We start from the raw sequence: 24,779 nt of genomic DNA on the forward strand, positions 1-24,779 counted from the left end.
TACTTACTTGGTGACCTTGGCGACGACGCCGGCGCCGACGGTGCGGCCACCTTCGCGGATCGCGAAGCGCAGGCCGTCCGTCATCGCGATCGGCGCGATCAGGGTCACCTTCATCTTCACGTTGTCACCCGGCATCACCATCTCCACGCCTTCCGGCAGCTCGATCGCGCCGGTCACGTCGGTGGTGCGGAAGTAGAACTGCGGGCGGTAGCCCTTGAAGAACGGGGTATGACGGCCACCCTCGTCCTTCGACAGCACGTACACCTCGGCCTCGAAGTCCGTGTGCGGCGTGATCGAACCCGGCTTGGCCAGCACCTGGCCGCGCTCCACTTCGTCACGCTTCGTGCCGCGCAGCAGCAGACCCACGTTGTCGCCCGCCTGGCCCTGGTCCAGCAGCTTGCGGAACATTTCCACGCCGGTCACGGTCGTCTTCACGGTCGGGCGGATACCGACAATCTCGATTTCCTCGCCCACCTTGATGATGCCCGTCTCGATACGACCGGTCACCACCGTGCCGCGGCCCGAGATCGAGAACACGTCTTCCACCGGCATCAGGAACGGCTTGTCCAGCGTACGCACCGGCTCCGGAATGTACGTGTCCAGCGCTTCCACCAGCTTGATGATCGCCGGCACGCCGATGTCCGACTGGTCGCCTTCCAGCGCCGCACGCGCCGAACCCACGATGATCGGGGTGTCGTCGCCCGGGAACTCGTACTTCGACAGCAGCTCGCGCACTTCCATCTCGACCAGCTCGAGCAGCTCCTTGTCGTCCACCATGTCCGCCTTGTTCAGGAAGACCACGATGTACGGCACGCCCACCTGGCGCGACAGCAGGATGTGCTCACGCGTCTGCGGCATCGGACCGTCAGCGGCCGAGCACACCAGGATCGCGCCGTCCATCTGCGCCGCACCCGTGATCATGTTCTTCACGTAGTCGGCGTGGCCCGGGCAGTCCACGTGCGCGTAGTGGCGGTTCGGCGATTCGTATTCCACGTGCGCCGTCGAGATCGTGATACCGCGCGCCTTTTCTTCCGGCGCCGCGTCGATCGCGTCATAAGCCTTGAATTCGCCGCCGAATCGCTCGGCACCCACCTTCGTCAGCGCCGCCGTCAGCGTCGTCTTGCCGTGGTCCACGTGACCGATCGTGCCGACGTTGACGTGCGGCTTGGTGCGTTCGAACTTACCCTTTGCCATGTCTCAAACCTCTGAAAGAACTGTGTTGTAGAAGGAGGAAGACCTTATCAGGCCTTCTTGATGACCTGCTCGGCGATGTTGTTCGGCGCCTCGGCGTAATGGTCGAACTCCATCGTGAAGGTAGCGCGACCCTGGGTCAGCGAGCGGATGGTGGTCGCATAGCCGAACATCTCGCCGAGCGGCACCATCGCATTGATGGTCTTGCCCGACGGCGTGTCGTCCTGGCCCTGCAGCAGGCCGCGACGACGGCTCAGATCGCCCATCACGTCACCGACGTAGTCCTCCGGCGTTACCACCTCGACCTTCATGATCGGCTCGAGCAGGACCGGATCGGCCTTGCGGAAGCCTTCCTTGAAGCCCATCGACGCGGCGATCTTGAACGCGGTTTCGGACGAGTCGACGTCATGGTACGAGCCGAACACCAGCTTCACCTTGATGCCCACCACCGGATAGCCGGCGAGCGGACCGCTGGAGATGGTTTCGCGCAGACCCTTTTCAACCGCCGGGATGAATTCCTTCGGAATCACACCGCCGGAGATCTCGTTGACGAAAAGGAAATCGTCCTTGACGTTCGGGCTCTTCTTGTCCTCGTCGGACATCGGCGACAGCTCGAGCACGACGTGGCCGTACTGGCCCTTACCGCCGGACTGCTTGGCGTGCTTGTAGTCCGCCTTGACGTCGCTCTTGCGAATGGTTTCGCGGTAGGCCACCTGCGGCTTGCCGACGTTCGCCTCGACATTGAACTCGCGACGCATGCGGTCGACGATGATGTCCAGGTGCAGCTCGCCCATGCCGGAGATGATGGTCTGGCCGGATTCCTCGTCCGTACGCACGCGGAAGGACGGATCCTCGGCGGCCAGGCGGCCCAGCGCGATGCCCATCTTTTCCTGGTCGGACTTGGTCTTCGGCTCCACCGCCATCGAGATCACCGGCTCCGGGAACGTCATGCGCTCCAGGGTGATCACGTGGTCCTGCGAGCACAGCGTATCGCCGGTCGTCACGTCCTTCAGGCCGACCGCCGCGGCGATGTCGCCGGCGCGGACTTCCTTGATTTCCTGACGCTCGTTCGCGTGCATCTGCAGGATGCGGCCGATGCGCTCCTTGCGCGACTTGATCGGGTTGTACACCTGATCGCCGGCATTGAGCGTGCCCGAGTAGACGCGGAAGAACGTGAGCGAGCCGACGAACGGATCGGTCATGATCTTGAACGCCAGCGCGGAGAACGGCGCATTGTCGTCGGCGCTGCGAGTGGCTTCCTTGTCGTCCTCGTCCATGCCGGCCACCGGCGGGCGGTCGGCGGGCGACGGCAGCAGGTTCACCACCGCGTCGAGCATCGCCTGGACGCCCTTGTTCTTGAACGCGGTACCGCAGAACACCGGGATGATCTCGCTGGACAGCGTGCGCGCGCGCAGACCGCTGATGATTTCTTCCTCGGAGAGGTCACCCTCTTCCAGGTACTTGTTCATCAGGTCTTCGGACGCTTCCGCAGCCGCCTCGACCATGAAGCTATGGGCCTCGGCGGCCTTTTCCTTCAGGTTGGCGGGGATGTCCTGGTACTCGAACTTCATGCCCTGGGACTCCATGTCCCAGACGATCGACTTCATCTTGAGCAGGTCGATCACGCCCTCGAAGTTGTCTTCGGCGCCGATCGGCACCTGCATCGGCACCGGGTTCGCACCCAGGCGCGCCTTCAGCTGCTCGACCACCTTTTCGAAGTTGGCACCCGTGCGGTCCATCTTGTTGACGAACGCGAGGCGCGGCACGTGGTACTTGTTGGCCTGGCGCCACACGGTTTCCGACTGCGGCTGCACACCACCCACGGCGCAAAGCACGAACACCGCACCATCGAGCACGCGCAACGAACGCTCCACCTCGATGGTGAAGTCGACGTGCCCGGGAGTATCGATGATGTTGAAGCGATGCTCGGGCAAGGAACGATCCATACCCTTCCAGAACGCCGTCGTTGCCGCCGACGTAATGGTGATGCCGCGCTCCTGCTCCTGCTCCATCCAGTCCATGGTTGCCGCACCGTCATGCACCTCGCCAATCTTGTGACTGACGCCGGTGTAGAACAGGATGCGCTCCGTGGTCGTGGTCTTACCGGCATCGATGTGGGCCATGATGCCGAAGTTGCGGTAGCGCTCGATGGGGGTGGTGCGTGCCACGGTAGTAACCTCGAATCTGTACTTTGCTTACCAGCGGTAGTGCGAGAACGCCTTGTTGGCCTCGGCCATGCGATGCGTCTCTTCGCGCTTCTTGATCGCGCCACCGCGATTCTCGGAAGCCTCAAGCAGCTCGGCAGCCAGCTTGCGCGGCATCGAGGTCTCGCCGCGCTTGCGGGCGGACTCGATGGCCCAGCGCATGGCCAGCGCCATGCGGCGACCGGAGCGCACTTCGACCGGCACCTGGTAAGTGGCACCACCGACGCGGCGGGACTTAACCTCGACCGCGGGAGCAATGTTGTTCAGCGCCTTCTCGACCAGCGAGACCGGCTCGGCGTGCTTCTCGCCCAGGTGATCGAGCGCACCGTAGACGATGGCTTCGGCCACGGACTTCTTGCCGCTCTTCATCACCATGTTGATGAAGCGGGCGATCAGCTGGCTGCCGTGCTTGGGGTCCGGCAGGACCAGGCGGGCGGGATGGGAACCTTTACGCGACATTTCTCGTTGTCCTTTAGCTCTTTAGCTCTTCGGGCGCTTGGCGCCGTACTTGGAGCGCGACTGACGGCGCTTGGTGACGCCGGCGCAGTCGAGGCTGCCGCGCACCGTGTGATAACGCACACCCGGCAGATCCTTGACGCGGCCGCCGCGGATGAGCACCACCGAGTGCTCCTGCAGGTTGTGGCCTTCGCCGCCGATGTAGCTGATGACTTCGTAACCGTTGGTCAGGCGCACCTTGGCAACCTTACGCAGGGCCGAATTCGGCTTCTTCGGGGTGGTGGTGTAGACGCGCGTGCAAACGCCGCGGCGCTGCGGGCTGTTCTGCAGGGCCGGAGAAGCACTCTTGTAGCTCTTCGGGCTGCGGGACTTGCGCACCAACTGGTTGATAGTCGACATGCGTAACTTTTCCTGAGAAACATAAAGGCAGACCGAATCAGCTCGGTCTGCCAAGAAGCGGGAATTTAACATGGGCAGCTCGTCACAGACAAGCTGACGCCCTGCCCTCCATGACTCGAACACGAGGCGCAATCCTTGCGCCTCATTTCGTATGTCAGCGAGCAAGTCCCCGACGGGGCTTACTCCGAACCATTGTCGCTACCGACGGTGGCTTCCGCGAAGGAGACCGGGGAAGCGGTGCCGGAAAGGGTATCCAGCTCCGCGGCGGTAAGACCGCCCTGGCGACGACGCTGCGCGTGGTACGCCAAACCCGTACCTGCCGGGATGAGACGGCCGACAATAACATTTTCCTTCAGGCCTCGCAAGGTGTCGCGCGTGCCACGGACCGCCGCCTCGGTAAGGACGCGGGTGGTCTCCTGGAACGAAGCGGCCGAGATGAACGACTCGGTCGCCAGCGACGCCTTGGTAATGCCCAGCAGCACCGACTGGAAGTCCGCCGGACGCTCGTTGCGCGAGCTGGCGCGGTCGTTTTCCGCATTGATGCGGACACGCTCGACCTGCTCGCCACGAAGGTAATGGCTGTCGCCCGCCTCGGTGATCTCAACCTTGCGCAGCATCTGGCGAATGATCGTTTCGATGTGCTTGTCGTTGATCTTCACGCCCTGCAGGCGGTAGACGTCCTGGATTTCCTTGACCAGGTACGAAGCCAGCGGCTCGACACCCAGCAGGCGCAGGATGTCGTGCGGATTCGGCTCGCCGTCCACCACGGTTTCGCCCTTCTCCACGTGCTCGCCTTCGAACACGATGACCTGGCGCCACTTCGGGATCAGCTCCTCGTGCTCGTTGCCGTCGGAGTCCTTGATGATCAGGCGCTGCTTGCCCTTGGTGTCCTTGCCGAAGCTGACCACGCCGGAGCGCTCGGCCAGAATCGCCGGCTCCTTCGGCTTGCGCGCTTCGAACAGGTCGGCCACGCGGGGCAGACCACCCGTGATGTCGCGGGTCTTGGAGGTTTCCTGCGGGATACGGGCAACCACGTCGCCCACGCCCACTTCGGCGCCGTTCTGGATCGACACGATCGCGCCGGCAGGCAGCATGTACTGCGCCGGCACGTCGGTGCCCGGCAGCTTGAGCTCGCGGCCCTTGCTGTCTTCCAGGCGGACGATCGGGCGCAGGTCCTTGGCCGCGGTGCCGCGACGCTTCGGATCGGTCACCACCGCCGACTCCAGGCCGGTCAGCTCGTCGGTCTGGCTCTGCACGGTAACGCCATCGATGAAGTCGATGAAGCGCACGGTACCGGCCACTTCCGACACGATCGGATGGGTATGCGGATCCCAGTTGGCCACGGTCTGGCCAGCCTTGACCGGATCGCCGTCCTTGACCGCGATGGTCGAGCCGTACGGCACCTTGTAGCGCTCGCGCTCGCGGCCGTTGGCGTCGATCACCGACACTTCGCCCGAACGCGACACCGCCACCAGGTGGCCCTGGGCGTGCTGCACGGTCTTGAGGTTGTTGAACTTCAGCGTGCCGGTGGTCTTCACCGTCACGTTGTCCACCGCCGCCGCACGCGAAGCCGCACCACCGATGTGGAACGTACGCATGGTCAGCTGGGTGCCGGGTTCGCCGATCGACTGCGCGGCAACCACGCCCACGGCCTCGCCCATGTTGACCAGGTGGCCACGGGCCAGATCGCGGCCGTAGCACAGCGCGCACACGCCATGCGATGCCTGGCAGGTGATCGGCGAGCGCACCTTGATCGACTGCACGCCGGCCTTGTCGAGCTTCTCGACCAAGGCTTCGTCCAGCAGGGTGTCGCGGGTGACGATCGGCTCGTTGTCCTCGCCCGGGCCGTAGACGTCTTCGACCACCACGCGGCCCAGCACGCGCTCGCGCAGCGGCTCGACCACGTCGCCGCCTTCCACGATCGGCTGCATGATCACGCCTTCCTCGGTACCGCAGTCGAGGGAGGTGATCACCACGTCCTGCGCCACGTCCACCAGGCGGCGGGTCAGGTAACCCGAGTTGGCGGTCTTCAGCGCCGTATCCGCCAGGCCCTTACGGGCGCCGTGGGTGGAGTTGAAGTACTGCAGCACGTTCAGGCCTTCGCGGAAGTTGGCCTTGATCGGGGTCTCGATGATCGAGCCGTCCGGACGGGCCATCAGGCCGCGCATGCCGGCCAGCTGGCGGATCTGCGCGACCGAACCACGCGCGCCGGAGTCGGCCATGATGTACAGCGAGTTCATCGACTTCTGGGCGACGATCTCGCCCTTGGCATTGGTCACCTTCTCGGTGCCGATGCCGTCGATCATCGCCTTGGCCACCAGCTCGTTGGTGCGCGACCAGATGTCGACCACCTTGTTGTAGCGCTCGCCGGCGGTGACCAGGCCCGACTGGTACTGCTCCTGGATCTCGACCACTTCCTTCTCGGCCTCTTCCAGGATCGGCTTCTTCTGCTCGGGGATGATCATGTCATCGATGCCGATCGAGATGCCGGCGCGGGTCGCGAAGCGGAAGCCGGTGTACATCAGCTTGTCCGCGAACACCACGGTGTCCTTCAGGCCCAGCAGGCGGTAGCTGGAGTTGATCAGGCGCGAGATGGCCTTCTTGGTCAGCTCGGTGTTGGCCAGCGAGAACGGCAGGCCTTCCGGCAGGATCTCGACCAGCAGCGCGCGACCGACGGTGGTATCCGCCAGCTGCACGGAGCTGCTGCGGTTGCCTTCCTCGTCGATCTGGGTGACGTTCATGCGCACCTTGATCTTCGCGTGCAGTTCCACCGCACGGTTGTCATAGGCGCGGCGCACCTCGCTGATGCTCGAGAACACCATCCCGGTGCCCTTCACGTTCACCAGCTCGCGGGTCATGTAGTACAGGCCCAGCACCACGTCCTGGGTCGGCACGATGATCGGCTCGCCGTTGGCGGGCGACAGGATGTTGTTCGAGGACATCATCAGGGCGCGCGCTTCCAGCTGCGCCTCGATCGAGAGCGGCACGTGCACGGCCATCTGGTCGCCGTCGAAGTCGGCGTTGAAGGCGGTACAGACCAGCGGATGCAGCTGGATCGCCTTGCCTTCGATCAGCACCGGCTCGAACGCCTGGATGCCCAGGCGGTGCAGGGTCGGTGCGCGGTTCAGCAGCACCGGATGCTCGCGGATCACGTCCTCGAGGATGTCCCACACCTGGCCTTCCTCGCGCTCGACGAGCTTCTTGGCGGCCTTGATGGTGGTCGCTTCGCCGCGCGCCTGCAGCTTGGCGAAGATGAAGGGCTTGAACAGCTCGAGCGCCATCTTCTTGGGCAGGCCACACTGGTGCAGGCGCAGGGTCGGGCCCACCACGATCACCGAACGACCGGAGTAGTCCACGCGCTTGCCGAGCAGGTTCTGGCGGAAGCGGCCCTGCTTGCCCTTGATCATGTCGGCCAGCGACTTCAGCGCGCGCTTGTTCGTGCCGGTGATGGCACGGCCGCGGCGGCCGTTGTCGAGCAGCGCATCGACCGATTCCTGCAGCATGCGCTTCTCGTTGCGCACGATGATGTCGGGCGCATTGAGCTCGAGCAGGCGCTTGAGGCGGTTGTTGCGGTTGATGACGCGGCGGTACAGGTCGTTGAGGTCGGAGGTCGCGAAGCGGCCGCCGTCCAGCGGAACCAGCGGACGCAGGTCCGGCGGCAGCACCGGTAGCACGGTCAACACCATCCACTCCGGACGGTTGCCCGACTCCAGGAACGCCTCGATCAGCTTCACGCGCTTGGTGAGGCGCTTGAGCTTGGTCTCGGAGTTGGTCGAGGAGATCTCTTCCTTCAGGCGCACCACTTCGCCCGGCAGGTCGAGCGACTTCAGCAGCTCGTACACCGCCTCGGCGCCCATGCGCGCGTCGAACTCGTCGCCGTGCTCTTCCACGGCTTCGAGGTACTGGTCTTCGCTCAGCAGCTGGCCGCGCTCAAGCGCGGTCAGACCCGGATCGATCACCACGAAGGCTTCGAAGTACAGGATGCGCTCGATGTCGCGCAGGGTCATGTCCAGCATCAGGCCGATGCGCGACGGCAGCGACTTGAGGAACCAGATGTGCGCGGTCGGGCTGGCCAGCTCGATGTGGCCCATGCGCTCGCGGCGCACCTTGGCCAGGGTGACCTCGGTGCCGCACTTTTCGCAGACCACGCCGCGGTGCTTCATGCGCTTGTACTTGCCGCACAGGCACTCGTAGTCCTTCACCGGGCCGAAGATGGCGGCGCAGAACAGGCCGTCGCGCTCCGGCTTGAAGGTGCGGTAGTTGATGGTCTCCGGCTTCTTCACTTCACCGTACGACCAGGAACGGATCAACTCCGGCGAGGCCAGCGCGATCTTGATCGAATCGAAATCGGGCGTGGCGCGCTGCTGGTTGAACAGATTGAGCAAATCTTTCATTGCATAAGCTCCTGTAACCCAGGGGTTACTTGATCTCTTCCAGGTCGATGTCGATGCCGAGCGAGCGGATTTCCTTCACGAGCACGTTGAAGGACTCCGGCATGCCGGCCGCCATCTCGTGGTTGCCGTCGACGATGTTCTTGTACATCTGGTTGCGGCCCTGCACGTCGTCGGACTTCACCGTCAGCATTTCCTGCAGGGTGTAGGCCGCGCCGTAGGCTTCCAGCGCCCAGACTTCCATTTCGCCGAAGCGCTGACCGCCGAACTGCGCCTTGCCGCCCAGCGGCTGCTGGGTGACGAGCGAGTACGGACCGGTGGAACGCGCGTGCATCTTGTCGTCGACCAGGTGGTTCAGCTTCAGGTAGTGCATGTAGCCGACGGTGACCGGACGGTCGAACGCTTCGCCGGTACGACCGTCGAACAGCGTGGTCTGGCCCGACTCGGGCAGATCCGCCAGGCGCAGCATCGCCTTCAGCTCGGACTCTTCGGCGCCGTCGAACACCGGCGTTGCCATCGGCACGCCTTCCTGCAGGTTGTCGGCCAGGGTGAAGATTTCTTCGTCGGTCAGCGACTTCAGGTCGACGTGCTGCACGGCGCCAGCCACATGGTGGTTGTAGATCTGATCCAGGAATTCGCGGATCTGCGCCACCTTGGCCTGCGCTTCGAGCATCTTCTGGATCTTCTTGCCCAGGCCCTTCGCGGCCCAGCCAAGATGCACTTCCAGAATCTGGCCGATGTTCATACGCGAGGGCACGCCCAGCGGGTTCAGCACGATGTCGACCGAGGTGCCGTCCGCCATGAACGGCATGTCTTCGACCGGCACCACGTTGGACACCACGCCCTTGTTGCCGTGACGGCCGGCCATCTTGTCGCCCGGCTGGATGCGGCGCTTCACGGCCAGGAACACCTTGACCATCTTCAGCACGCCCGGCGCGAGGTCGTCGCCCTGGGTGATCTTGCCCTGCTTCTCCTTGAAGCGCTTGTCGAACTCCTCGCGATGGCGCTTGACCTGGTCGGCCGCACGCTCGAGGAACTCGGTGACGTCCTCGTCCTTGACGTTGACCTTGAACCAGTCGTCCTTCTTCAGGCTGTCCAGGTAGGCGTCGGTGACTTCGGCGCCGCGCTTCAGGCCGCCCGGGCCGCTGTTGGCGATCTTGCCGACCAGCTGCGTGCGCATGCGGTTGTAGATGGCGCCCTCGAGGATGCGGAACTGGTCGTCAAGGTCCTTGCGGATGCGCTTGACTTCCATTTCCTCGATCTGCTTCGCGCGCTTGTCCTTCTCGATGCCGTCGCGGGTGAAGACCTGCACGTCGATGACGGTGCCGTCCATGCCCGGGGGCACGCGCAGCGAGCTGTCCTTCACGTCCGAAGCCTTCTCGCCGAAGATCGCGCGCAGCAGCTTCTCTTCCGGGGTCAGCTGGCTTTCGCCCTTGGGCGTGACCTTGCCGACCAGGATGTCGCCCGCCTTCACTTCGGCGCCGATGTACACGATGCCGGATTCGTCGAGGCGGGCCAGCGCCTGCTCACCCACGTTCGGGATGTCGGCGGTGATTTCCTCGGCACCCAGCTTGGTGTCGCGCGCGATGCAGGCCAGCTCCTCGATGTGGATCGAGGTGTAGCGGTCTTCCTGCACGACACGCTCGGACAGCAGGATCGAGTCTTCGAAGTTGTAGCCGTTCCACGGCATGAAGGCGATCAGCATGTTCTGGCCGAGCGCGAGCTCGCCCAGGTCGGTCGACGAACCGTCGGCCAGCGTGTCGCCCTTCGCCACCACGTCGCCCACGTTTACCAGCGGACGCTGGTTGAGGTTGGTGTTCTGGTTGGAACGGGTGTACTTGGTCAGCGTGTAGATATCGACGCCGGCGTCGTTGTCGCCGACTTCGCTCTCATTGACGCGCACCACGATACGGCCGGCGTCGACCTGGTCGATCACGCCGCCGCGCTTGGCGGTGACGATCACGCCCGAGTCGCGCGCCACGGCGCGCTCGATGCCGGTACCGACCAGCGGGGTCTGCGAACGCAGCGTCGGCACGGCCTGGCGCTGCATGTTCGCGCCCATCAGCGCGCGGTTGGCGTCGTCGTGCTCCAGGAACGGCACCAGCGCCGCCGCCACCGACACGGTCTGCATCGGCGACACGTCCATGTAGCCGACTTCGGCCGCCGGACGCAGCTCGGACTCGCCGCGGAAGCGGCAGGACACGAAGTCTTCGACGAAGCGGCCGTCCTTCAACGGCGAGTTCGCCTGGGCGATCACGTGGTCGCCCTCTTCGATCGCGGAGAGGTAGTCCACCTTGTCGGTGACCTTGCCGTTCTCGACCTTGCGGTACGGCGTCTCCAGGAAGCCGTAGGCATTGGTGCGGGCGTACACGGCCAGCGAGTTGATCAGGCCGATGTTCGGGCCTTCCGGCGTTTCGATGGTGCAGACGCGGCCGTAATGGGTCGGGTGCACGTCGCGCACTTCGAAGCCGGCGCGCTCGCGGGTCAGGCCGCCCGGGCCGAGGGCCGAGACGCGGCGCTTGTGCGTTACTTCCGACAGCGGGTTGTTCTGGTCCATGAACTGGCTGAGCTGCGAGGAGCCGAAGAACTCCTTCACCGCCGCCGCGACCGGCTTGGCGTTGATCAGTTCCTGCGGGGTCAGGCCCTCGGACTCGGCCAGCGACAGGCGCTCGCGCACGGCGCGCTCGACGCGCACCAGGCCGATGCGGAAGGTGTTCTCCGCCATTTCGCCCACGGAACGCACGCGGCGGTTGCCCAGGTGGTCGATGTCGTCAACCGTGCCGTGGCCGTTCTTGATGTCGATCAGCACCTTCAGCACGTCGAGGATGTCGGAGCTGTCGCCCTGCGACTGCACCAGGTTCTGCGCTTCCTCTTCCTTGCGCTCGCCGAAGTACTTGTGGTCGTACAGCACGCCCGGACCGACGATCTCCTTGCGGCCGACGCGGCGGTTGAACTTCATGCGGCCGACGGCCGACAGGTCGTAGCGGTCGAAGGTGAAGAACAGGTTGTAGAACAGGTTCTGCGCGGCGTCCTTGGTCGGCGGCTCGCCCGGGCGCATCATGCGGTAGATCTCCACCAGCGCCTCGAGCTGCGTCTTGGTGTTGTCGATGCGCAGGGTGTGCGAGACGTAGGCGCCGCGGTCGAGGTCGTTCACGTACAGGGTCGGCACCGTCTCGATGCCGGCCTTGCGGAAGTTCTCGAGCTGGTCGGCGGTGATCTCGTCGTTGGCCGAGGCCAGCAGCTCGCCGGTCTTGGAGTCAACGATGTCGACCGCCAGGATGCGGCCGACCGGGTAGTCGTCCGGCACTTCCAGCGCGGTGATGTTCTCGGCCGCCAGCTGGCGGACGTGGCGCGCGGTGATGCGCTTGCCGGCTTCCACCAGCACCTTGTCGCCCACGACCAGGTCGAAGGTCAGCGTTTCGCCGCGCAGGCGCTCGGCGACGAGCTCCAGCGTGGTGCCGCCCTTCTTGCCCAGGTGGAACACGTTGTGCTCGAAGAAGATGTCGAGCATCTCTTCGTTGGAGTAGCCCAGCGCGCGCAGCAGCACCGTCACCGGCAGCTTGCGGCGACGGTCGATACGGGTGTACAGCGCGTCCTTCGGGTCGAACTCGAAGTCCAGCCAGGAGCCGCGGTAGGGGATCACGCGGGCCGAGAACAGCAGCTTGCCCGAGCTGTGCGTCTTGCCGCGGTCGTGGTCGAAGAACACGCCCGGCGAACGGTGCAGCTGCGAGACGATGACGCGCTCGGTGCCGTTGATGATGAAGGTGCCGGTGTCGGTCATGAGCGGAATCTCGCCCATGTAGACCTCCTGCTCCTTCACGTACTTGACGGCCTTCTTCGATGCCGGGCTGTCCTTGTCGTAGATGACCAGGCGCACGGTGACGCGCAGCGGCGCGCCGAAGGTCATGCCGCGGTTACGGCATTCGCGCTCGTCGAACGCGGGCTCGCCCAGTCGATAGTCGACGTACTCCAGAGCCGCATTGCCGGAATAGCTGACGATCGGGAAGACCGACTTCAGCGCGGCGTGCAGACCCTTGTCGTCGCGCTGTTTCGGCGCGACCTGCTCCTGCAGGAACTCCCTGTAGGAATCGGTCTGGATGGTCAGCAGGTTCGGCACGCCCAGTACAGGGGGACGCTTGCCGAAATCCTTGCGGATGCGCTTCTTCTCGGTAAACGAGTAGGTCATGGTGGGTACCGCCTCGGTTCGCAGTGACGCCGGTGGTGCACACACCGGCTGAATGGATTTGCAGGGATTCGAAGGAATCGAGCATGAGGATTCGGCCTGCCGCCGACTCGCCATGCTCCATGCCTTGCCTCCCTCGGGTACCGCTGCCTGCTTAAGCAGGCAAAGCCCGGGAGCTTTCGCTCCCAGGCTTGCTTGACGCTAGATCAAACTGACGGCGCGCAAGAGCGCCGATTACTTCAGTTCGACCGTGGCGCCGGCAGCTTCGAGGTCCTTCTTGAACTTCGCAGCGTCATCCTTCGAAGCGGCTTCCTTCACGACGCCACCGGCCTCGGTCAGGTCCTTCGCTTCCTTCAGGCCCAGGCCGGTGATGGCGCGGACGGCCTTGATCACGTCGACCTTCTTCTCGCCGGCGCTCTTCAGGATCACGTCGAACTCGGTCTGCTCTTCGGCAGCCGGGCCAGCGGCGGCCGGGCCGGCGGCCATCATGACCGGGGCGGCGGCGGACACGCCAAACTTCTCTTCGATGGCCTTCACCAGCTCCATCACTTCCATCAGCGACTTGGCGGCGACGGCTTCAACGATCTGTTCGTTGGTCAGGGACATTTTGATTACCTCTGGAAATTGATTCGGTTAGAAATTTCGTCGAACTGAGCGATCAAGCTTCAGCCGCGGCCTCGGCCGGAGCCGCTTCGCCGCCACCCTGCTTGTCGGCCACGGCCTTGACGGCGCGGGCGAACATCGCAGCGGGCTCGGCCAGCACACGGGCCAGCATGGCGAGGGCTTCTTCGCGGGTCGGCAGCGAGGCCAGGACTTCCACGTGGGCGGCGGGGTACAGCTTGCCTTCCACGGAAACGACCTTGGCCTTGAGCTTGTCGTTGGTCTTGGCGAATTCCTTGATCAGGCGACCGGCAGCGCCGGGCTCCTCGGTCGAGAACGCATACAGCAGCGGACCGGTCAGGACGTCCTTGACGACCTCGAACTCGGTACCAGCCACGGCGCGCGAAGCGAGCGTGTTCTTGGCAACCTTCAAGAACACACCGGATTCACGAGCCTTCTTGCGCATCGCGGTCATCTGTTCGACCGTGGTGCCCGCGTACTCGGCAGCGACCAAGGAGTGAGCCTTCGCGGCAACTTCTGCCAGTTCGGCGACTACTTCTTGCTTCTGAGAGAGATTCAGAGCCATATCACTCCTCCACTTTGAAATCCGCTTGCGACTCCTGCCGCTTGCGGTCCTGGGCGACGCCTTCCGTGACGTCGGGGATCCTGAGGGATCCCGGGTGGTGGCCTTTCCAGAACAAATTCCAGAAGGGGCAGCACCATCTGCGCAGGCCGGATCCGCAAGGGAACCGATTAAGCGACCCCGCTGCCGACGACGGCGATTCCATGCCAATACGAGCTCCCTGCTCGTCGTCGTCGCGCGCTGATCGCGCCTGCGGTCTTTGACGGCGGCGACGTTCGGGAAGAACGCCACCTGCCCTCAAAAACGTGCCTGCGCCGGCATCGCCGGCGCAGGACTTGATGACTTACTTGGCCGACACAGCCACGGTGGAGGTGTCGACCGGAACGCCCACGCCCATCGTGCTGGACAGGGCGATCTTCTGCAGGTACTGGCCCTTCGCCGTGGAAGGCTTGGCCTTCAGCAGGTCGGCGATGAGCGCATTGAGGTTGTCGGCGAGCTGCGCGGCCTCGAAGCTGGCCTTGCCGATGGTGGCGTGGATGATGCCCGCCTTGTCGTTGCGGAACTTCACCTGGCCAGCCTTGGCGTTCTTCACCGCGGTGGCGACGTCGGCGGTGACCGAGCCGTCCTTCGGGTTCGGCATCAGGCCGCGCGGACCGAGCAGCTGGCCCAGCTTGCCGACGACGCGCATCGCGTCCGGCGTGGCGATGACGCGACCGAAGTCGAGATCGCCGGCCTGCATGCGCTCGGCCAGGTCGTCCATGCCGACGGCGTCGGCGCCGGCGGCCTTGGCGGCCTCGGCCTTCTCACCGGCCGGCACGAACACGGCGACCTTGATGGTCTTGCCGGTGCCGTGCGGCAGCAGCGAGGAGCCGCGCACGCCCTGGTCGGACTTCTTCGCATCGATGCCGAGGCGCACCGCCACGTCCACCGACTCGGCGAACTTGGCCTTGGCGTTGTCCTTGACGATCTTCAGGGCTTCTTCCAGGCCATAGAGCTTGCCCGGCTGCACCGCCGCCTGGGCGGCCTTCAAACGCTTGGTGATCTTTGCCATGTCTTAACCCTCCACCACGAAGCCCATGCTGCGCGCGCTGCCGGCGATGGTGCGCACGGCGGCATCCAGATCGGCAGCCGTGAGATCCGGCTCCTTCTGCTTCGCAACGTCTTCCAGCTGCTTGCGGGTGATCTTGCCGACCTTGTCGGTATTCGGCTTCGACGAACCCTTGGCGATACCCGTGACCTTCTTGATGAGCACGGAGGCCGGGGGGGTCTTGGTGATGAAGGTGAAGCTGCGGTCCGAATAGGCCGTGATGATCACGGGAATCGGCATGCCCGGTTCCATCTTCTGCGTGGCGGCATTGAACGCCTTGCAGAATTCCATGATGTTCAGGCCGCGCTGGCCGAGGGCGGGGCCCACCGGCGGCGACGGGTTGGCCTGGCCGGCCTTGACCTGCAGCTTGATATAACCGACGACTTTCTTTGCCATTGGATTTTCCTCGCGAGTTCGGGCGCCTTGCGGCTCCTCGCAGTGCACATTCCCTGGATGTAGGGCGGTCCGCGCTCCAGCGAACCGAGAAATACGGACACGCCGAGCGAAATGCCCCGGCGTGAACCGCGTAGTTTACGGAGTGATCAAGTTTTAAGCAAGCCCCGTGCCGGGGCTTGCGTCAGGCCTTCTCGACCTGTCCGAATTCGAGCTCGACCGGGGTCGAACGGCCGAAGATGAGCACCGCGACGCGCAGGCGGCTCTTCTCGTAGTTGACTTCCTCGACCACGCCATTGAAGTCGTTGAACGGGCCGTCGGTCACGCGGACCATTTCACCCGGCTCAAACAAGACCTTCGGCTTCGGCTTCTCCACGCCCTCGCGGACGCGGCTGAGGATGTTGTCGGCTTCGCTGTCGCGGATCGGCAGCGGGCGGTCGGCGGTACCGCCGATGAAGCCCATCACCTTGGGGGTTTCCTTGACCAGATGCCAGCATTCGTCGTCGATCCGGGGAGCCTTGCCCTCGGTGTCGGTCTCGATCTGCACCAGCACGTAGCCCGGGAAGAACTTGCGATCGCTGCGGCGCTTCTGGCCGCCGCGCATCTCGATCACTTCCTCGGTCGGGACCAGCACTTCGCCGAAGCGCTCTTCCATGCCGGCGCGCTGAATGCGCTCGACCAGCGACTTGCGCACCTGGTTTTCGAAGCCCGAATAGGCGTGCACCACATACCAACGCTTGCTCATGCTCTTTACCTCACGAACCCAGCTTGAGCAGCCAGTCGAGCACGACCGACTTGAGGATGAGGTCGATCACGCCCAGCAGCAGGGAGAGAACGACCACCACGACGATGATGATGCCAGTGGTCTTCAGCGTCTCGTCACGCTTGGGCCAGACCACCTTGCGCATTTCGAACTGGGACTCGCCCAGGAAGGAGCGGACGCGGCGGCCGAGCGCGGTCGTGGCAGCAATGCCGAGCGCCGCGACCAGGGCCACCAGCACGCCGACCAGGCGCACCGAGCCGGGGACGCTCGCATCGTTGCTGTACCAGGAGTACGCAAAGACACCGGCGACCAGCACCAGCACGGCAAGCACCAGCTTGGCGATGTCGGCGGCGCCCGCCTCCTTGAGGTTAGCGCCCTTGGGCTGTTCTGCCTTGGTATTCATGCAAGCGATCGGATAGGAGCCGGCACCCGGGCCCCGAAGCCCCAGATACCACTCGCCACCCGTCTTCGGTCCTCGGGAAGGTGGCACGCCAGGAGGGACTCGAACCCCCAACCTGCGGTTTTGGAGACCGCTGCTCTGCCAATTGAGCTACTGGCGTACGTTTGAAAATCAGTGGAGCCGCGCGCCTGGCCTGCTGCGGGATGCCGGTCTGGCATCCTGCAGCCCGCACGGCGGGCGACTCCCAATGATACTACTTACTTGGTGACCTTGGCGACGACGCCGGCGCCGACGGTGCGGCCACCTTCGCGGATCGCGAAGCGCAGGCCGTCCGTCATCGCGATCGGCGCGATCAGGGTCACCTTCATCTTCACGTTGTCACCCGGCATCACCATCTCCACGCCTTCCGGCAGCTCGATCGCGCCGGTCACGTCGGTGGTGCGGAAGTAGAACTGCGGGCGGTAGCCCTTGAAGAACGGGGTATGACGGCCACCCTCGTCCTTCGACAGCACGTACACCTCGGCCTCGAAGTCCGTGTGCGGCGTGATCGAACCCGGCTTGGCCAGCACCTGGCCGCGCTCCACTTCGTCACGCTTCGTGCCGCGCAGCAGCAGACCCACGTTGTCGCCCGCCTGGCCCTGGTCCAGCAGCTTGCGGAACATTTCCACGCCGGTCACGGTCGTCTTCACGGTCGGGCGGATACCGACAATCTCGATTTCCTCGCCCACCTTGATGATGCCCGTCTCGATACGACCGGTCACCACCGTGCCGCGGCCCGAGATCGAGAACACGTCTTCCACCGGCATCAGGAACGGCTTGTCCAGCGTACGCACCGGCTCCGGAATGTACGTGTCCAGCGCTTCCACCAGCTTGATGATCGCCGGCACGCCGATGTCCGACTGGTCGCCTTCCAGCGCCGCACGCGCCGAACCCACGATGATCGGGGTGTCGTCGCCCGGGAACTCGTACTTCGACAGCAGCTCGCGCACTTCCATCTCGACCAGCTCGAGCAGCTCCTTGTCGTCCACCATGTCCGCCTTGTTCAGGAAGACCACGATGTACGGCACGCCCACCTGGCGCGACAGCAGGATGTGCTCACGCGTCTGCGGCATCGGACCGTCAGCGGCCGAGCACACCAGGATCGCGCCGTCCATCTGCGCCGCACCCGTGATCATGTTCTTCACGTAGTCGGCGTGGCCCGGGCAGTCCACGTGCGCGTAGTGGCGGTTCGGCGATTCGTATTCCACGTGCGCCGTCGAGATCGTGATACCGCGCGCCTTTTCTTCCGGCGCCGCGTCGATCGCGTCATAAGCCTTGAATTCGCCGCCGAATCGCTCGGCACCCACCTTCGTCAGCGCCGCCGTCAGCGTCGTCTTGCCGTGGTCCACGTGACCGATCGTGCCGACGTTGACGTGCGGCTTGGTGCGTTCGAACTTACCCTTTGCCATGCGCGCTAAACCCCGATGGAGTCAGATAACGAAAAAGTGGAGAGCGATAACCGCGAAGACCAACTAAGTGGTGCTCATGACTGGAATCGAACCAGCGACCTCTTCCTTACCAAGGAAGTGCTCTACCGACTGAGCTACATGAGCACGAAAACTGCCAGACCAGGTTCTCTACGTACAGGTTCTATCTGGAGCAAGATCAATGGAGCGGGAGACGGGAATCGAACCCGCACCATCAGCTTGGAAGGCTGAGGTTCTACCGTTGAACTACTCCCGCCTGTGCGGAACTCGTCTGGTGGAGGAAGGTGGATTCGAACCACCGAAGGCGTAAGCCAGCAGATTTACAGTCTGCCCCCGTTGGCCGCTTGGGTATTCCTCCAACAAAGAACGGCTATTGTGTGGATCGAGCCTGGCTCTGTCAACACCCGAGCACGCAAAAAATACGTGTGCGGGGCCGGCGAATCAAGCCTCGCGCAGCGCCGCGCTCAGACGTCCGAATGCCCCTTCGCGTCGATCAGCTGCTCCATCTCCTTGGACAGATCCATCAGGCGTTTCGCCTGCGCCTGCAGCTGCCGCTCGGCCTCGTCGCGCGGCTCCCATACCGGCACCGGCGTGGGTTTGCCGTCGGGGCTGTCGAGCGCGACGAACACCATCACGCAGCTGGTCGCCAGGCGGTGCTCGTCCTTGCGCAGGTCGCGCGCCAGCACGTCCACCGCCATGTGCATGCTGGAGCGGCCGGTGTGGATCAGGCGCGCGCGCACGGTCACCAGGTCGCCGATCAGGATCGGCGCCACGAACTGAATACCGCTCACCGACGCGGTGACGCAATACGCCCCGCTCCAGGCCACCGCGCAGGCATAGCCGGCCTGGTCGATCCACTTCATCGCCATGCCGCCGTGCACCTTGCCGCCGAAATTCACGTCGGTGGGCTGGGCCAGGAAACGGAAACTGACTTCGTGCTGCGTGCCCGACATGGAGGCTCCGGCTGGTGAAAGGACGCCTATTATGCCGCCGGCTTGCGCGCCCCGGCGCGGCCTAAGGCGAGCGCCATCGGCGTGCTGACCACGCCCTTGGGCGAGCGCCCTTCCGGCCCGATCGGCACGAAGCCCAGGTGCAGATAGACCGGCACCGCGCAGCGCGAGGCATTGAGGGTGAAGCGGCGGGTGCCGGCACGGCGGATGGCGTCATCCATGGTCCGCTGCCACAACTTCCGGGCGATGCCGCGGCCGTGGTAGCGCGTGCCGACGAAGAGCTGCACCAGGTGGCTGTCGTCGCGCATGCCCGATACGCCCACCAGCACCGGCCCCAGGAAGGCCAGGTGGAAGCGCTGCCCCGCCAGCATCCGCTCGCGGAAACCGCGGGCGCTGAAGCGCGCCAGCATCGCCCGCCCTACCGCCTTCGGCTGGTCCGGCACCACCCAGCGGCGGGCCACCCGGCGCACCAGCAGGCCGATCGCGCGGGCGTCCGCGGGGCGCCCCAGGCGCAGGCGCAATGGATGGTTTTCGCCGGACATGCCGCTCTCCCAGGACTCTGCGCACAGTCTGGCAGCGCCGGCGCCGGAAACAAAAAAGCGGCGGACACCGCGAGGTGCCGCCGCCGTTCTTACGGAAGATTCCGGTCAGACGTTGAACAGGAAGTGCAGCACGTCGCCGTCCTTCACCACGTAGTCCTTGCCTTCCTTGCGCAGGCGGCCCGCTGCTGCGGCGCCGGTCTCGCCCTTGAACTGGATGAAGTCGTCGTACGACACCGTCTCGGCACGGATGAAGCCGCGCTCGAAATCGGTGTGGATCACGCCGGCCGCCTGCGGGGCGGTGAAGCCGCGCTTGATCGTCCAGGCGCGAACTTCCTTTACGCCCGCGGTGAAGTAGGTCTGCAGCTTGAGCAGGGTGTAGCCGGCGCGGATCACGCGGTTGAGGCCCGGCTCGTCCAGGCCCAGGTCCTTAAGGAATTCGTCGCGGTCGGCGTCTTCGAGCTGCGAGAGCTCCTCTTCGATGGCGGCGCATACCGGCACCACTTCGGCGCCTTCCTGCACGGCGCGGGCGCGCACGGCGTCGAGGTGCGGATTGTTCTCGAAGCCGTCCTCGCGCACGTTGGCGATGTACATCAGCGGCTTCAAGGTGAGCAGGAACAGGTCGCGCACCAGCGCCTTTTCTTCTTCGTCCAGGCCCAGGCTGCGCGCGCTCTTGCCTTCGTTGAGGCCGGCGGCGAGCTTCTGCAGCACCGGCTTCTTGGCCACGGCTTCCTTGTCGTTGGCCTTGGCTGCGCGCTCGGCGCGGTTCAGCGCTTTTTCCACCGAATCGAGATCGGCCAGGGCCAGCTCGGTGTCGATGGTTTCGATGTCGGCGATCGGGTCGACCTTGCCGGCCACGTGGATGATGTCGGTGTGCTCGAAGCAGCGCACCACGTGGGCGATCGCATCCACCTCGCGGATGTGCGCCAGGAACTTGTTGCCCAGGCCTTCGCCCTTGGAGGCGCCGGCGACCAGGCCCGCGATGTCGACGAATTCGACCGCGGTGGGAATCACCTTCTGCGGATTGACGATGTCCGACAGCGCCTGCAGGCGCGCGTCCGGCACCGGCACCACGCCGACGTTCGGCTCGATCGTGCAGAACGGGAAGTTGGCGGCGGCGATGCCGGCCTTGGTCAGCGCGTTGAACAGGGTGGACTTGCCGACGTTAGGCAGGCCGACGATGCCGCATTTGATACCCATGGAAAGATCCGCGAATTGGAGATGGGGAAAACGGTGAATTGTAAGGCCAGGGCGCCCGCCCTGCCCGGCTCACTTGGCCGGCGTGTGCAACTGCTGCATGGCCTTGTCGAACTGCCCGTCGACCGCCAGCGGCAGCACATTGAGCGCGCGCGCGATGCCATCCAGGATGGCGTCCTCGTCCTTGGCGGAGGGGCGGCCCAGTACCCAGGGCGTGACCTGGTCCCGGTGGCCGGGATGGCCGATGCCGATGCGCAGGCGATGGAACTTGGCGTGACCGAGGTGGGCGATGGTGTCGCGCAGGCCATTCTGGCCGCCGTGGCCGCCATCGAACTTCAGGCGCACGGTGCCGGCGTCCAGGTCCAGCTCGTCATGGGCGACCAGGCATTCGGCCGGCTCGATCTTGTAGTAGCGCAGCGCCGCCGTGACGGCGAGGCCGCTCTTGTTCATGAAGGTGGCGGGCTTGAGCAGCCACACCGGCTCGCCGCCGATGCGAACCTTGCAGGTTTCGCCGTGCAGCTTGCCGTCGAAGCCCCAGCGCTCGCCCTGCCCCGCCGCGAGGGCGTCAACAAACCAGAACCCGGCGTTATGCCGGGTTCGGAGATATTCGGCACCGGGATTACCCAGCCCGACAATGAGGCGCAGACCCGCCATGGATCGCCGGCAAGCACGCGGCGGCGACCCGCGCCAGGAAGGCGCGGATCGCCGTGCGACTTACTTCTTGGCGTCCTTGCCGGCGTCGGCGGCCGGAGCGGCCTCGCCTTCGGCCGGAGCCTCTTCGACTTCTTCCTTCACCGTGTTGGCGGTGACCACGGCGATGTCGTGATCGGCGCCCAGGTGCAGGGCCGGGATTTCCACGCCCTTCGGCAGCGACAGCTGCGACAGGTGGACGATCTCGCCCGGCTTCAGGCTGGCCAGGTCGAGTTCGATGAACTCCGGCAGGTCCTTCGGCAGGCAGGAAACTTCCACTTCGGTCAGGTTGTGCGAGATCACCACGCCGGAGGTCTTGCCGGCCGGGGACTTTTCCTGGTTGAGGAAGTGCAGCGGCACATTCACGCGAACGGCTTCGTTCTCGTTGATGCGCAGGAAGTCCATGTGCAGCATCTGCTGCTTGAACGGGTGCTTCTGCCAATCGCGCACCAGCACCTTCTGCACCTTGCCGTCGATGTTCAGGTCGAGCACCGAGGAGAAGAACCACTCATGCTTGGCGGCAAGCAGGATGGTGTTGTGGAAGATCTGGATGCTTTCCGGGGGCTGGCCCGCACCGTAGACGACGGCCGGCACGAAGTCCGCACGACGCAGGCGGCGGCTCGCACCTTTCCCCTCGTCCTTGCGGCTCTCGGCCTTGATTTCATGAATCTGTGCCATGTTGGCGATTCCTACTTCAGGTTGTGATCCGCCTCGCGGCGGTTTGAGTGACTCCCTCGCGACCAAGGGAGCCGGAAACTTTGTGGATCAATCCACGTAGAGCGAGCTGACCGATTCGCCGAACGCGATGCGGCGGATGGTCTCCGCCAGCAGCTCGGCCACCGAAAGCTGGCGGATCTTGGCGCAGGCCTGGGCTTCCGGGCGCAGCGGCAAGGTGTTGGTCACCACCAGCTGGTCGAGCTGGGAGTTCTCCACGTTGCTGATCGCCGCACCGGACAGCACCGGATGCACGCAGTACGCCACCACCTTGCGGGCGCCGCGCTCCTTCAGAGCCGCAGCGGCCGCGCACAGGGTGCCGGCGGTGTCGACGATGTCGTCGACCAGCACGCAGGTCTTGCCGTCCACGTCGCCGATGATGTTCATCACCGTGGCCACGTTCGCCTTCGGGCGGCGCTTGTCGATGATGGCCAGATCCGCGTCGTCCAGGCGCTTGGCCAGGGCGCGGGCGCGCACCACGCCGCCGACGTCCGGGCTCACCACGATCAGGTTGTCCATCGAGTGGTTGCGCCAGATGTCCGCCAGCAGCAGCGGCGAGGCATAGACGTTGTCCACCGGGATGTCGAAGAAGCCCTGGATCTGGTCCGCGTGCAGGTCCACCGTCAGCACGCGGTCGACGCCGACGGTGCCGATCATCTTGGCCACCATCTTGGCGGTGATCGGCACGCGCGCCGAACGCGGGCGGCGGTCCTGGCGGGCGTAGCCGAAGTACGGCATCACCGCGGTCACGCTGGCCGCCGAGGCGCGCTTGAGCGCGTCCACCAGGGTCATCAGCTCGAACAGGTTCTCCGCGCTGGGCGCGCCCGTCGGCTGGATCACGAACACTTCCTGCCGGCGGACGTTCTCTTCGATCTCGATCTGCGTCTCGCCGTCGCTGAAGCGGCCGACCAGCGCCTTGCCCAGCGGCACGCCCAGGCGCGTGGCGACATCCTCGGCGAGGGCGCGGTGCGCATTGCCGGTAAAGAGCATCGGGGTGGACGTGTCCACGGTCATTGCAGTGAGCCTTTGGCCATCTCGATTTCGAAGTGGCTGGGGCGGCAGGATTCGAACCTGCGCATGCGGGAATCAAAATCCCGTGCCTTAACCAGCTTGGCGACGCCCCAGTGAATTTTTTTGTCCCGGCCCCGCCTCGCGGCGGGCCGGGACCTGTTTCTTGCGGCTCAGGCGGCGCCGCGATGGCGCGCCAGTGCCTCCAGCAACGGGGAGCGCTCCACGCCGTAGGCCACATGGGCCGAGCATGAAGATGGGCACTGCCCGGCGACGAATTCCGCCCGTTCCTGCGACTTGGTCTCGATGAAGATGCAACCGCCGCTGCCGGAAAGCCTTGCCCAGCCGAACTTGTTCAGCCAGCCCAGCGCCGCAGCCACCCGGGGGTGGCGCGCGCGTACGACCGGCTCGAAGGCGTTCTCGGCTGTTTCGCCCGAAGCAAAGGATGAAATTGTGGCTGGCTGAGCATTTCGTGTCAATTCAGACGCTTGAAAAAGCTCGGCGGTGGGCACGTGTTCGTGCGGATCGACCACCACATACCAGCGCTGCGGCAACACGATCGGCTGCAGCCGGTCGCCCACGCCCTCGGCCCAGGCCGAGCGTCCGCGCACGAAGACCGGCACGTCGGCGCCGAGCTGGCGGCCCAGCTCGGCCAGCGCGTCCTCGGTCAGGCCCGTGCCCCAGAGATGGTTGAGCGCGACCAGCGCCGTGGCCGCATCCGAACTGCCGCCGCCCAGGCCACCGCCCATCGGGATGCGCTTCTCCAGCTCGATATCCACGCCGGCACCGGCCGGCGCATGCGGCTGCAGCAGGCGGGCGGCACGGACCGCCAGGTCCTGTTCTTCCGGCACCCCGGGGACGTCCGTGAGGCGCCGCACCACGCCGTCGCGGCGGGGGCGCAGGCGGACCTCGTCGCCCCAGTCCAGCAGCCGGAACACCGTCTGCAGCTCGTGGTACCCGTCGGGACGCCGCCCGGTGATGCGCAGGAACAGGTTCAGCTTGGCCGGCGCCGGCCAGACCGTCCAATCCTCCGCCCCGGGCGCCTCGAAGCTGCGGCTCATGAACACGCGCAGGTCGTCGGGGAACCCGTTCTCCAGGTCGCGCTCGCGGGCGAAGGCAAAGGCCGGATCGCGCTTGTCGACCTCGACGAAGCCATGCTTGGCATAGAACGGGGCATTCCACGGCACGTCGGCCAGGGTGCCCAGGGTGATCTGCCGATAGCCGGCGGCGCGGGCCCAGGCGCAGGCATGCTCCAGCAGCGCCGCACCGATGCCCTGGCCGCCCCAGTCCGGCAGCACGTCGATCTCGGCCAGGCCGATGCCGGCCTCGTCCTCGGTGTCCAGCCAGACGAAGCCCACCGGCTCGCCGCCCGCGTCGCTCAGCGCGACCCATACCAGGCCACGCTCGATCGCCAGCCGCAGCAGCTCGGGCGGCATCACCACCGGTGCGTAGAAGCGCCAGGCGCGATGGCCGCGGAACAATTCCATGGCCTCGCGTTCGATGGCGCACAGCGCCTCCACCTGCTCCGGCAGCGCGCGCTGGATGCTATAGCTCATGTCGATTCC

At 65.2% G+C, this 24,779-nt stretch carries 20 protein-coding genes and 5 tRNA genes; all 25 read right to left on the reverse strand.

Annotation, left to right across the window (positions count from 1 at the left end; all coding sequences use genetic code 11):
- Positions 1–3 precede the first annotated feature (3 nt).
- Positions 4–1,194, reverse strand: coding sequence for an elongation factor Tu (tuf, locus tag KK141_RS00005; RefSeq protein ID WP_214569469.1), 1,191 nt, complete (start codon positions 1,192–1,194; stop codon positions 4–6).
- A gap of 47 nt (positions 1,195–1,241) precedes the next feature.
- Positions 1,242–3,359: an elongation factor G gene (fusA, locus tag KK141_RS00010; protein ID WP_214569470.1), complete on the reverse strand. Its 2,118-nt coding sequence runs from the start codon at positions 3,357–3,359 to the stop codon at positions 1,242–1,244.
- A 27-nt stretch (positions 3,360–3,386) separates the two neighbouring features.
- Positions 3,387–3,854 carry a 30S ribosomal protein S7 gene (gene rpsG / locus KK141_RS00015; RefSeq protein ID WP_167258796.1) on the reverse strand — a complete coding sequence of 156 codons (468 nt, stop codon included), beginning with the start codon at positions 3,852–3,854 and terminating at the stop codon, positions 3,387–3,389.
- Between the two features lie 21 nt (positions 3,855–3,875).
- Entirely contained in the window at positions 3,876–4,250 is a 375-nt protein-coding gene (gene rpsL / locus KK141_RS00020; protein WP_026633431.1) for a 30S ribosomal protein S12, read from the reverse strand.
- A 179-nt stretch (positions 4,251–4,429) separates the two neighbouring features.
- Positions 4,430–8,644: a DNA-directed RNA polymerase subunit beta' gene (gene rpoC, locus KK141_RS00025; RefSeq protein ID WP_214569471.1), complete on the reverse strand. Its 4,215-nt coding sequence runs from the start codon at positions 8,642–8,644 to the stop codon at positions 4,430–4,432.
- Between the two features lie 25 nt (positions 8,645–8,669).
- Complete coding sequence (gene rpoB / locus KK141_RS00030) at positions 8,670–12,827, reverse strand: DNA-directed RNA polymerase subunit beta (RefSeq protein WP_214569472.1); 4,158 nt, start codon at positions 12,825–12,827, stop codon at positions 8,670–8,672.
- 231 nt (positions 12,828–13,058) lie between these two features.
- On the reverse strand, positions 13,059–13,430 hold the full coding sequence (gene rplL, locus KK141_RS00035; RefSeq protein ID WP_131153102.1) for a 50S ribosomal protein L7/L12: 372 nt from the start codon (positions 13,428–13,430) through the stop codon (positions 13,059–13,061).
- 52 nt (positions 13,431–13,482) lie between these two features.
- Complete coding sequence (rplJ, locus tag KK141_RS00040; protein ID WP_214569473.1) at positions 13,483–14,010, reverse strand: 50S ribosomal protein L10; 528 nt, start codon at positions 14,008–14,010, stop codon at positions 13,483–13,485.
- Between the two features lie 340 nt (positions 14,011–14,350).
- Entirely contained in the window at positions 14,351–15,058 is a 708-nt protein-coding gene (gene rplA / locus KK141_RS00045) for a 50S ribosomal protein L1 (RefSeq protein ID WP_167258786.1), read from the reverse strand.
- A gap of 3 nt (positions 15,059–15,061) precedes the next feature.
- Positions 15,062–15,490 (reverse strand): 50S ribosomal protein L11, encoded by a 429-nt coding sequence (gene rplK, locus KK141_RS00050; protein ID WP_167258784.1) that lies wholly within the window; start codon positions 15,488–15,490, stop codon positions 15,062–15,064.
- 181 nt (positions 15,491–15,671) lie between these two features.
- Positions 15,672–16,232, reverse strand: coding sequence for a transcription termination/antitermination protein NusG (gene nusG / locus KK141_RS00055; RefSeq protein ID WP_026633438.1), 561 nt, complete (start codon positions 16,230–16,232; stop codon positions 15,672–15,674).
- A gap of 10 nt (positions 16,233–16,242) precedes the next feature.
- Complete coding sequence (gene secE, locus KK141_RS00060; RefSeq protein ID WP_167258782.1) at positions 16,243–16,653, reverse strand: preprotein translocase subunit SecE; 411 nt, start codon at positions 16,651–16,653, stop codon at positions 16,243–16,245.
- An 81-nt stretch (positions 16,654–16,734) separates the two neighbouring features.
- Positions 16,735–16,810, reverse strand: a tRNA-Trp gene (locus KK141_RS00065).
- Positions 16,811–16,907: 97 nt separating this feature from the next.
- The gene (gene tuf, locus KK141_RS00070) at positions 16,908–18,098 is read right to left on the reverse strand and encodes an elongation factor Tu (protein WP_214569469.1); all 1,191 of its coding nucleotides are present in this window, start codon (positions 18,096–18,098) and stop codon (positions 16,908–16,910) included.
- Between the two features lie 68 nt (positions 18,099–18,166).
- Positions 18,167–18,242: transfer RNA gene (locus KK141_RS00075), tRNA-Thr, on the reverse strand.
- Positions 18,243–18,298: 56 nt separating this feature from the next.
- A tRNA-Gly gene (locus tag KK141_RS00080) sits at positions 18,299–18,372 on the reverse strand.
- Positions 18,373–18,388: 16 nt separating this feature from the next.
- Positions 18,389–18,474, reverse strand: a tRNA-Tyr gene (locus KK141_RS00085).
- Positions 18,475–18,580: 106 nt separating this feature from the next.
- Positions 18,581–19,069: an acyl-CoA thioesterase gene (locus KK141_RS00090; RefSeq protein WP_214569474.1), complete on the reverse strand. Its 489-nt coding sequence runs from the start codon at positions 19,067–19,069 to the stop codon at positions 18,581–18,583.
- A 29-nt stretch (positions 19,070–19,098) separates the two neighbouring features.
- Positions 19,099–19,608, reverse strand: a complete 510-nt coding sequence (locus KK141_RS00095) for a GNAT family N-acetyltransferase (RefSeq protein ID WP_214569475.1) — start codon at positions 19,606–19,608, stop codon at positions 19,099–19,101.
- A gap of 105 nt (positions 19,609–19,713) precedes the next feature.
- Entirely contained in the window at positions 19,714–20,805 is a 1,092-nt protein-coding gene (ychF, locus tag KK141_RS00100; protein ID WP_214569476.1) for a redox-regulated ATPase YchF, read from the reverse strand.
- A 69-nt stretch (positions 20,806–20,874) separates the two neighbouring features.
- Positions 20,875–21,456, reverse strand: a complete 582-nt coding sequence (pth, locus tag KK141_RS00105; RefSeq protein WP_214569477.1) for an aminoacyl-tRNA hydrolase — start codon at positions 21,454–21,456, stop codon at positions 20,875–20,877.
- 60 nt (positions 21,457–21,516) lie between these two features.
- Positions 21,517–22,170, reverse strand: coding sequence for a 50S ribosomal protein L25/general stress protein Ctc (locus tag KK141_RS00110; RefSeq protein WP_214569478.1), 654 nt, complete (start codon positions 22,168–22,170; stop codon positions 21,517–21,519).
- Positions 22,171–22,257: 87 nt separating this feature from the next.
- Positions 22,258–23,196 (reverse strand): ribose-phosphate diphosphokinase, encoded by a 939-nt coding sequence (locus KK141_RS00115; protein ID WP_214569765.1) that lies wholly within the window; start codon positions 23,194–23,196, stop codon positions 22,258–22,260.
- A 57-nt stretch (positions 23,197–23,253) separates the two neighbouring features.
- Positions 23,254–23,330: transfer RNA gene (locus KK141_RS00120), tRNA-Gln, on the reverse strand.
- A 57-nt stretch (positions 23,331–23,387) separates the two neighbouring features.
- Positions 23,388–24,770 (reverse strand): 4-(cytidine 5'-diphospho)-2-C-methyl-D-erythritol kinase, encoded by a 1,383-nt coding sequence (gene ispE, locus KK141_RS00125; protein ID WP_214569479.1) that lies wholly within the window; start codon positions 24,768–24,770, stop codon positions 23,388–23,390.
- Positions 24,771–24,779 lie beyond the last annotated feature (9 nt).

The sequence above is a fragment of the Dyella sp. LX-66 genome (assembly GCF_018599165.1).
Classification (GTDB): Bacteria; Pseudomonadota; Gammaproteobacteria; order Xanthomonadales; family Rhodanobacteraceae; genus Dyella_D; species Dyella_D marensis.

Coding starts and splice junctions, on each gene's coding strand:
- rplL (WP_131153102.1), bottom strand. CDS start 13,430: ATGTCCCTGACCAACGAACAGATCGTTGAAGCCGTCGCCGCCAAGTCG.
- rpsL (WP_026633431.1), bottom strand. CDS start 4,250: ATGTCGACTATCAACCAGTTGGTGCGCAAGTCCCGCAGCCCGAAGAGC.
- rplK (WP_167258784.1), bottom strand. CDS start 15,490: ATGGCAAAGAAAGTCGTCGGTTATATCAAGCTGCAGGTCAAGGCCGGC.
- rplA (WP_167258786.1), bottom strand. CDS start 15,058: ATGGCAAAGATCACCAAGCGTTTGAAGGCCGCCCAGGCGGCGGTGCAG.
- rpsG (WP_167258796.1), bottom strand. CDS start 3,854: ATGTCGCGTAAAGGTTCCCATCCCGCCCGCCTGGTCCTGCCGGACCCC.
- tuf (WP_214569469.1), bottom strand. CDS start 1,194: ATGGCAAAGGGTAAGTTCGAACGCACCAAGCCGCACGTCAACGTCGGC.
- KK141_RS00110 (WP_214569478.1), bottom strand. CDS start 22,170: ATGGCACAGATTCATGAAATCAAGGCCGAGAGCCGCAAGGACGAGGGG.
- rplJ (WP_214569473.1), bottom strand. CDS start 14,010: ATGGCTCTGAATCTCTCTCAGAAGCAAGAAGTAGTCGCCGAACTGGCA.
- rpoB (WP_214569472.1), bottom strand. CDS start 12,827: ATGACCTACTCGTTTACCGAGAAGAAGCGCATCCGCAAGGATTTCGGC.
- pth (WP_214569477.1), bottom strand. CDS start 21,456: ATGGCGGGTCTGCGCCTCATTGTCGGGCTGGGTAATCCCGGTGCCGAA.
- secE (WP_167258782.1), bottom strand. CDS start 16,653: ATGAATACCAAGGCAGAACAGCCCAAGGGCGCTAACCTCAAGGAGGCG.
- tuf (WP_214569469.1), bottom strand. CDS start 18,098: ATGGCAAAGGGTAAGTTCGAACGCACCAAGCCGCACGTCAACGTCGGC.
- nusG (WP_026633438.1), bottom strand. CDS start 16,232: ATGAGCAAGCGTTGGTATGTGGTGCACGCCTATTCGGGCTTCGAAAAC.
- rpoC (WP_214569471.1), bottom strand. CDS start 8,644: ATGAAAGATTTGCTCAATCTGTTCAACCAGCAGCGCGCCACGCCCGAT.
- KK141_RS00095 (WP_214569475.1), bottom strand. CDS start 19,608: ATGTCCGGCGAAAACCATCCATTGCGCCTGCGCCTGGGGCGCCCCGCG.
- KK141_RS00115 (WP_214569765.1), bottom strand. CDS start 23,196: ATGCTCTTTACCGGCAATGCGCACCGCGCCCTCGCCGAGGATGTCGCC.
- KK141_RS00090 (WP_214569474.1), bottom strand. CDS start 19,069: ATGTCGGGCACGCAGCACGAAGTCAGTTTCCGTTTCCTGGCCCAGCCC.
- ychF (WP_214569476.1), bottom strand. CDS start 20,805: ATGGGTATCAAATGCGGCATCGTCGGCCTGCCTAACGTCGGCAAGTCC.
- ispE (WP_214569479.1), bottom strand. CDS start 24,770: ATGAGCTATAGCATCCAGCGCGCGCTGCCGGAGCAGGTGGAGGCGCTG.